A 616-nucleotide genomic window follows, 5' to 3' on the forward strand; every position below is an offset into this window, starting at 1 on the left:
GTTACCTTCAAACGCTAGCATATTGTCCCAATCGAACACGTAGTCAGTCGTACGGTGTTTAGATAGGCCAGAATATTTAACCGCTGCCATCGCAACTGTTTTAGAGATCTTCTCTCTCTCTTCAGCATCTAGCTCTGGGTTCTTAGATTCTATCAACTGTGCAGCACGAACTTCGGCTTCATCAAGAAGGTCCGCCAAACGAACCGTACCGCCCGCACGAGTCGTGAATGGTTTACCGTCTTTACCAAGCATCATGCCGAAAGCGTGGTGCTCAAGAGATACAGACTCAGGTACGTAGCCTGCTTTACGAACGATAGTCCAAGCTTGCATTAGGTGCTGGTGCTGGCGAGAGTCAATGAAGTAAAGTACGCGGTCTGCGCCTAGTTCTTCGTAACGGTATTTCGCACATGCGATATCCGTTGTGGTGTATAGGAAGCCGCCGTCGCGTTTCTGAACGATAACGCCCATCGCTTCGCCGTCTTTGTTCTTGAACTCTTCTAGGAATACAACTTGCGCGCCGTCATCTTCAACCGCAAGACCTTGTGCTTTTAGGTCTGCTACGATCTTAGGTAGCATGTCGTTGTACATGCTTTCACCCATTACGTCATCACGAGTT

At 48.7% G+C, this 616-nt stretch carries 1 protein-coding gene; it reads right to left on the reverse strand.

Features of this window, described 5'->3' with window-relative positions; translation table 11 throughout:
- Nucleotides 1-616: arginine--tRNA ligase (argS, locus tag R7Q46_RS28170; RefSeq protein WP_318078439.1), on the reverse strand; the 616-nt coding region annotated here is incomplete at both ends.

The organism is Vibrio sp. 811 (assembly GCF_033339195.1).